This is a genomic window from Streptomyces sp. NPDC054956 (assembly GCF_053609185.1).
Map to the genome: position 1 here is coordinate 1 of NZ_JBSGXB010000186.1, position 5,347 is coordinate 5,347.

The following is a 5,347-nucleotide window of genomic DNA, read 5'->3' on the forward strand; positions in this document are numbered from 1 at the left end:
CGGCGGACCGGGGCGCCGCCGGCGGCGCCCCTGAGGGCGTCCCCCCGGTCCCGGACATCCCGGAGCCCCGCGAGCCCGGAGAGCGCCCGGGACACTCCGACGGGCGGCCCGACGGGCACGGCCCGCGCCGTCCCCGGTCCGAGGAGGCGGAGGTCCCGCGCGAGCTGGTGCGGGAGCTGCCGGTGCGCCCGGCCGACGTGTGCGCGCTGGGCCGCCGGCACGGGCGCTGGCATCCGGACAGCCCGGAGGCCCGGATCTGCGCGGGCGTCCACGGCGGCTGAGGCCCCGGCGCCGTGCGGCCCGGCCCCGGAACCCCCGGAGGTGCTAAAGGGCCCGTCCCGGACCGTTCAGCGCCGCTGCGGGGCCGTCTAGGGGTGCTGCTCCGGGAACGGCCGGTGGGCCTCGCCCGGCTCCGCCGCGAGCCGCCGCTCCAGCCGGGCGATGGCGGCCCGTACGCCGTTCCCGTAGCCGTCGTCCCCCAGCTCCACGGTGGCGGCGCGGGCCCGTGCCAGGTGGAGCCGGGCCGCCTCGGGGCGGCGCAGCTTCACGTAGTCGGCCGCCAGGCTCAGGTGCAGCGACGGGTAGAAGACCCGGAGGGCGGGCGGCGGGCCGGGCCCGTCGGCGGCCGTCAGGGCACGCAGGTCCCAGGCAAGCTCCTCGGCGGGGTCGTCCTGGGCGTCGGCCATGTAGTGCGCGAGCGTGCAGCGGTGCAGGGAGTCGCCCTCCTCGCCGAGCTCGGTCCAGATCTCGCCGAGCCGGTTGCGGGCCTCCTCGCGGTCACCCGCGTGCAGCAGGATGACCGCCTGGCCGATCCTGGTCATGACGGCGTCCTCCGACGCCTCCTGCTGCTCCGTCAACGCGGCCTCCGGCTAGCTCTGCCAGACCTGCTCCGGTCTGATCGTCAAGACGCTAGCCGGAGGCACCGGCATTGCCGCCTAGGCGCGGTCGGGCATCAGCCCAGGTCCGGGATGCGCCAGTCGATCGGCGCATGGCCCTGGGCGGCCACGGCCTCGTTGATCTGCGTGAAGGGCCGGGAGCCGAAGAACTTCTTGGCCGACAGCGGGGAGGGGTGGGCGCCCTTGACCACCGCGTGGCGCTCCTCGTCGATCAGCGGGAGCTTCTTCTGCGCGTACGCGCCCCAGAGGACGAAGACGGCCGGGTCGGGACGCCCGGCGACCGCGCGGATCACCGCGTCGGTGAACTTCTCCCAGCCCTTGCCCTTGTGCGAGTTGGGCTCGGCCTCGCGGACGGTGAGCACCGCGTTGAGCAGCAGGACGCCCTGCTCGGCCCACGGCATCAGATAGCCGTTGTCCGGGATGGGGGTGCCCAGCTCGGCGTGCATCTCCTTGTAGATGTTGCGCAGCGAGGGCGGGGTCTTGACGCCCGGCTGCACGGAGAAGCACAGGCCGTGACCCTGGCCGGCGCCGTGGTACGGGTCCTGGCCGAGGACCAGTACCTTCACCTGGTCGAAGGGTGTGGCCTCCAGCGCCGCGAAGACCTGCTCGCGGGGCGGGTAGACCGGCCCGTTCGCCCGCTCCTTCTCGACGAACTCGGTGAGTTCCTTGAAGTAGGGCTGCTCCAGCTCCCCGCCGAGGACGGGGAGCCAGGACTCGGGCAGCATCTGGGTCACGGCGACAACCTCCGGTACACGTTCTTCGAGACGTCGAGACGTCGAGACTTCGCGTCTTCGCGTTCGCGCAACTGCTTCGCGCGACTGCTCCAGAACCTACCGGGGGCCACTGACAACGCGGCGGCCGCGTCCGCTCGGGGACCCGGCCGCCGCGGTCACGGCGTGCTACCAGCTGGTCTTGCGGTACAGCTCCCACACCTGCATGACGGTCTGCGGGTCGAGCGCCCGCTCGGCGCCCGCGATGTCGTCGCGTGCGGCCACGTACAGCTTGCCCTGCCACAGCGGCAGCAGCCGGACGTCGTCGGCGAAGATCTGCTGGGCCTTCTCGAACTCGTGGATGCCGGCCGACCGGTCGCTCTCGCGGCGGGACTTGGGCAGGATCTGGTTGAGGATCTCCGTGGACTCGTACGGGGTGCCGACGGCGTTGTCCTTGCCGACGAACGGCGCGATGAAGTTGTCCGGGTCCGGGAAGTCGGGGAACCAGCCGCGGCCGAAGACCGGGTACTCGCCCTTCTTGTAGCCCTGCTGGAAATCCTTCCAGGGCTGGCCGCGCAGGGTGATCTTGAAGAGGCCGCTCTCGTCCAGCTGGCGCTTGAGCTCGGTGAACTCGTCCGCGGTGGAGGCGCCGTACCGGTCGGTGGTGTACCAGAAGGTCATCTCGACCGGCACGGGGACGTTGCCGTCCTTGAGGATCTTCTTGGCCTTGGCGACGTCGACCTGGCCGTAGGTGTCGTAGAACGGCGTCTTGTGGCCGACGACCCCCTTGGGGACCATCGAGTACAGCGGTTCGGCGGTGCCTTGGTAGACCTTGGAGACGAGCGCGCCGCGGTCGACGATCTGGGCGATCGCCTGGCGCACGGGGGCCTTGGCGGCGATCGGGTCCCTGGGGTTGAAGACCAGGTAGCGGATCTCCGCGCCGACGTTCTCGACGACCTGGACGCCCTCGTTGTGCGACTCCGGGGTCTGCAGGTCCTTGATCTCCGGGGCGGACAGACCGCGGTACGTCGCGTCGATCTCCTTGGCCTTGAGGGCCGCGATCATCTTCTTGGAGTCGGCGAAGTAGCGGATGGTCACGCCGTTGTTGCGGCGGTTGGCGAAGCCGGCGTAGCTGTCGTTGCGGTTCAGGACCGCCTCGCCGGCCTCCTTGTACGAGTCGAGGGTGTACGGGCCGGAGCCGGTGACCGCGGAGCCCTCCCGCAGCTTGTCGGCCGGGTACTCCTTGGGCGCGACCAGGGAGGCCGCCGGGGAGCCGAGCACGAAGGGGAACGTGGCGTCCGGGGTGTTCAGGTGGAAGACCACCGTCTGCGCGTCCGGCGTCTCGATCTTGTCGAGGCTGCCGAAGAGGGCCTTGGGGCCGGCCGGGGCGTTGATGGTCTTGATCCGGTCGAGGGAGTGCTTGACGGCCTTGGCGTCCAGCACCTCTCCGTTGGAGAACTTCAGGCCCTTCTTCAGGACGCAGCGGTACGACTCGTTCCCGGAGTCCGTGAACTCGCAGCTCTGGGCGGCGTCCGGCTGGGGCTTGGTGGCACCCGTGGGGAAGGCCAGCAGGGTCTGGTAGACGTTCCGGTACAGCTCCCAGGAACCGTCCCAGGCCGCCGCAGGATCGAGGGTGCTGGGTGCGCTCGTCGTGCCGACGACAATCCGCTGCGCGCCGTCGCCGCCGTCGTCCGAGAACAGGCCGCATCCGGAGAGCAGGGATATGGACGCAAGGGCCGCAGTGATCTGCAGGCATCTGGTCCGGTTGAACACGTGCACGCTCCTCGATCAGCCAGGGGTGCGGCAGACCCTACCGCAGTGCCTCACAAATCCAATGGGCAGGTTTCGTGCGGCACTTGACCGAATTCGTGCGTATTCGGTACGCATTTGCCCCCTCTTCGGGGGCAAATGCGTCCGATTATCGGTCAATGCACTCCGGCATTGAGGAACATTCCCCCGTCGACGACCAGAGTTTGTCCCGTGATCCATTCCGCTTGTGCAGATGTAAGAAAAGCGGCGGCCCCGCCGATGTCCTCCGGAAGGCCCAGCCTGCCCAGCGGATAGGCCGCCGCGGCCTCCTGCTCGCGGCCCTCGTAGAGCGCCTGGGCGAACCTGGTCTTCACCACGGCCGGCGCGATCGCGTTGACCCGGACGCCCGGCGCCATCTCGTGCGCGAGCTGGAGGGTCAGGTTGATCATGGCCGCCTTGCTCATCCCGTACGCCCCGATGAAGGGCGAGGCCGAGACGCCGGCGATCGAGGCGATGTTCACGATCGCCCCGCCGTTCTCCTTCTGCCAGGCGTGCCAGGTGCGCTGGGCGAAGCCGAGCGCGGAGATCACGTTGGTCTCGAAGACCTTGCGGGCGACCCCGAGGTCCAGGTCCGCGATCGGCCCGAAGACCGGATTGGTCCCCGCGTTGTTGATCAAGAAGTCGACGCGGCCGAAGGCCTCCATCGTCCGCTCGACCGCGACGGCCTGGTGGGCCTCGTCGTGCGCCTTGCCCGCGACACCGATCACCCGGTCCGCCCCGAGCCGCTCCACGGCCTCCTTGAGGGCCTCCTCGTTGCGCCCGGTGATGCAGAGCCGGTCGCCGCGCGCCACCAGCGCCTCGGCGATCCCGTAGCCGATGCCCCGGCTCGCCCCGGTGATCAGCGCGACCTTGCCGCTGTCCGCGCCGCCGCGCGGGTCCTCGTACGCCGTCTCACTCATGTCCTGCGCCCTGCCTCTCGTCAGTTGAGCGGGCCGCCGGCCACGTACATGACCTGGCCGGAGACGAAGCCCGCGGCCTCGCCGGTGAAGAACGCGATGGCGTTGGCGACGTCGTCCGGGAGGCCGACGCGCTGGACCGGGATCTGGGTGGCGGCCGCTGCCTTGAAGTCCTCGAACTCCATGCCCACGCGGGCGGCCGTCTGGGCGGTCATCTCCGTGGCGATGAAACCGGGGGCGACCGCGTTCGCGGTGACGCCGAACTTGCCGAGCTCGATGGCGAGCGTCTTGGTGAGGCCCTGCAGGCCGGCCTTGGCCGTCGAGTAGTTGGCCTGGCCGCGGTTGCCCAGGGCCGAGCTGCTGGAGAGGTTCACGATGCGGCCGAACTTGGCCTCCACCATGTACTTCTGACAGGCCTTCGACATCAGGAACGCGCCGCGCAGGTGCACGTTCATGACGGTGTCCCAGTCGTTCTCGCTCATCTTGAAGAGGAGGTTGTCCCGGAGCACACCCGCGTTGTTGACCAGGACGGTCGGGGCGCCCAGCAGGTTCGCGACGCGCTCGACGGCCGCCTCCACCTGCGCGGCGTCGGAGACGTCGCAGCCGATCGCCACGGCCTTGCCGCCGGCCGCCGTGATCGTCTCCACGGTGTCCTTGCAGGCCGCCTCGTCCAGGTCGAGGACGGCGACCGCCCGGCCCTCGGCGGCAAGGCGTACGGCGGTGGCCGCGCCGATGCCCCGGGCCGCCCCGGTCACGATCGCGACGCGCTGCTCGGTGGTGGACATGCTGGATCTCCTTCGCCCTTGTGGTGGCCGAAACGGTTCCCATAGGTGAGCAACCGCTTAGTAGCTTCGGCTGAGGAGACGCTAGGAGCCCTGGCACCCCGTGTCAACGGGGAGCGGATCCAGGCCCACCGGGCCGTATTCGGCCCCGCCGGCGTTCGAGGCGCGGGGGTTGGGGGGGCCGAGCCCCCCCAACCGCGCCGCCCCCCCCCGCCCCCGGCGGGCCCGGCACCCCCGGCCAGCCCGGCCCGCAG

5 protein-coding genes and 1 pseudogene are annotated in these 5,347 nt (G+C 70.7%); 1 reads left to right on the plus strand and 5 read right to left on the minus strand.

All coding sequences use genetic code 11. The features are described from left to right. A pseudogene (locus ACWGDE_RS25320) lies at positions 1-281 on the plus strand (hypothetical protein); the annotation flags it as partial. Positions 282-368: 87 nt separating this feature from the next. Here the strand turns inward: ACWGDE_RS25320 and ACWGDE_RS25325 are convergent. The 5 genes from ACWGDE_RS25325 to fabG all read right to left on the minus strand — a co-directional run bounded on the left by ACWGDE_RS25325 (position 369) and on the right by fabG (position 5,096). Next, entirely contained in the window at positions 369-857 is a 489-nt protein-coding gene (locus ACWGDE_RS25325) for a hypothetical protein (RefSeq protein WP_453391317.1), read from the minus strand. 95 nt (positions 858-952) lie between these two features. Further along, entirely contained in the window at positions 953-1,621 is a 669-nt protein-coding gene (locus tag ACWGDE_RS25330) for a uracil-DNA glycosylase (RefSeq protein WP_453391331.1), read from the minus strand. Positions 1,622-1,795: 174 nt separating this feature from the next. Beyond that, a complete protein-coding gene (locus ACWGDE_RS25335) occupies positions 1,796-3,379 on the minus strand; it encodes an ABC transporter substrate-binding protein (RefSeq protein WP_453391318.1) in 1,584 nt (527 codons plus the stop codon). 152 nt (positions 3,380-3,531) lie between these two features. Further along, positions 3,532-4,314 (minus strand): SDR family oxidoreductase, encoded by a 783-nt coding sequence (locus ACWGDE_RS25340; RefSeq protein WP_453391319.1) that lies wholly within the window; start codon positions 4,312-4,314, stop codon positions 3,532-3,534. 20 nt (positions 4,315-4,334) lie between these two features. Beyond that, positions 4,335-5,096 (minus strand): 3-oxoacyl-ACP reductase FabG, encoded by a 762-nt coding sequence (gene fabG, locus ACWGDE_RS25345; protein WP_453391320.1) that lies wholly within the window; start codon positions 5,094-5,096, stop codon positions 4,335-4,337. Between the last annotated feature and the right edge of the window lie 251 nt (positions 5,097-5,347).

What these genes read in the sequence shown, in the direction of transcription:
- ACWGDE_RS25340 (WP_453391319.1), bottom strand. Translation starts at nt 4,314, where the DNA reads ATGAGTGAGACGGCGTACGAGGACCCGCGCGGCGGCGCGGACAGCGGC.
- fabG (WP_453391320.1), bottom strand. Translation starts at nt 5,096, where the DNA reads ATGTCCACCACCGAGCAGCGCGTCGCGATCGTGACCGGGGCGGCCCGG.
- ACWGDE_RS25330 (WP_453391331.1), bottom strand. Translation starts at nt 1,621, where the DNA reads ATGCTGCCCGAGTCCTGGCTCCCCGTCCTCGGCGGGGAGCTGGAGCAG.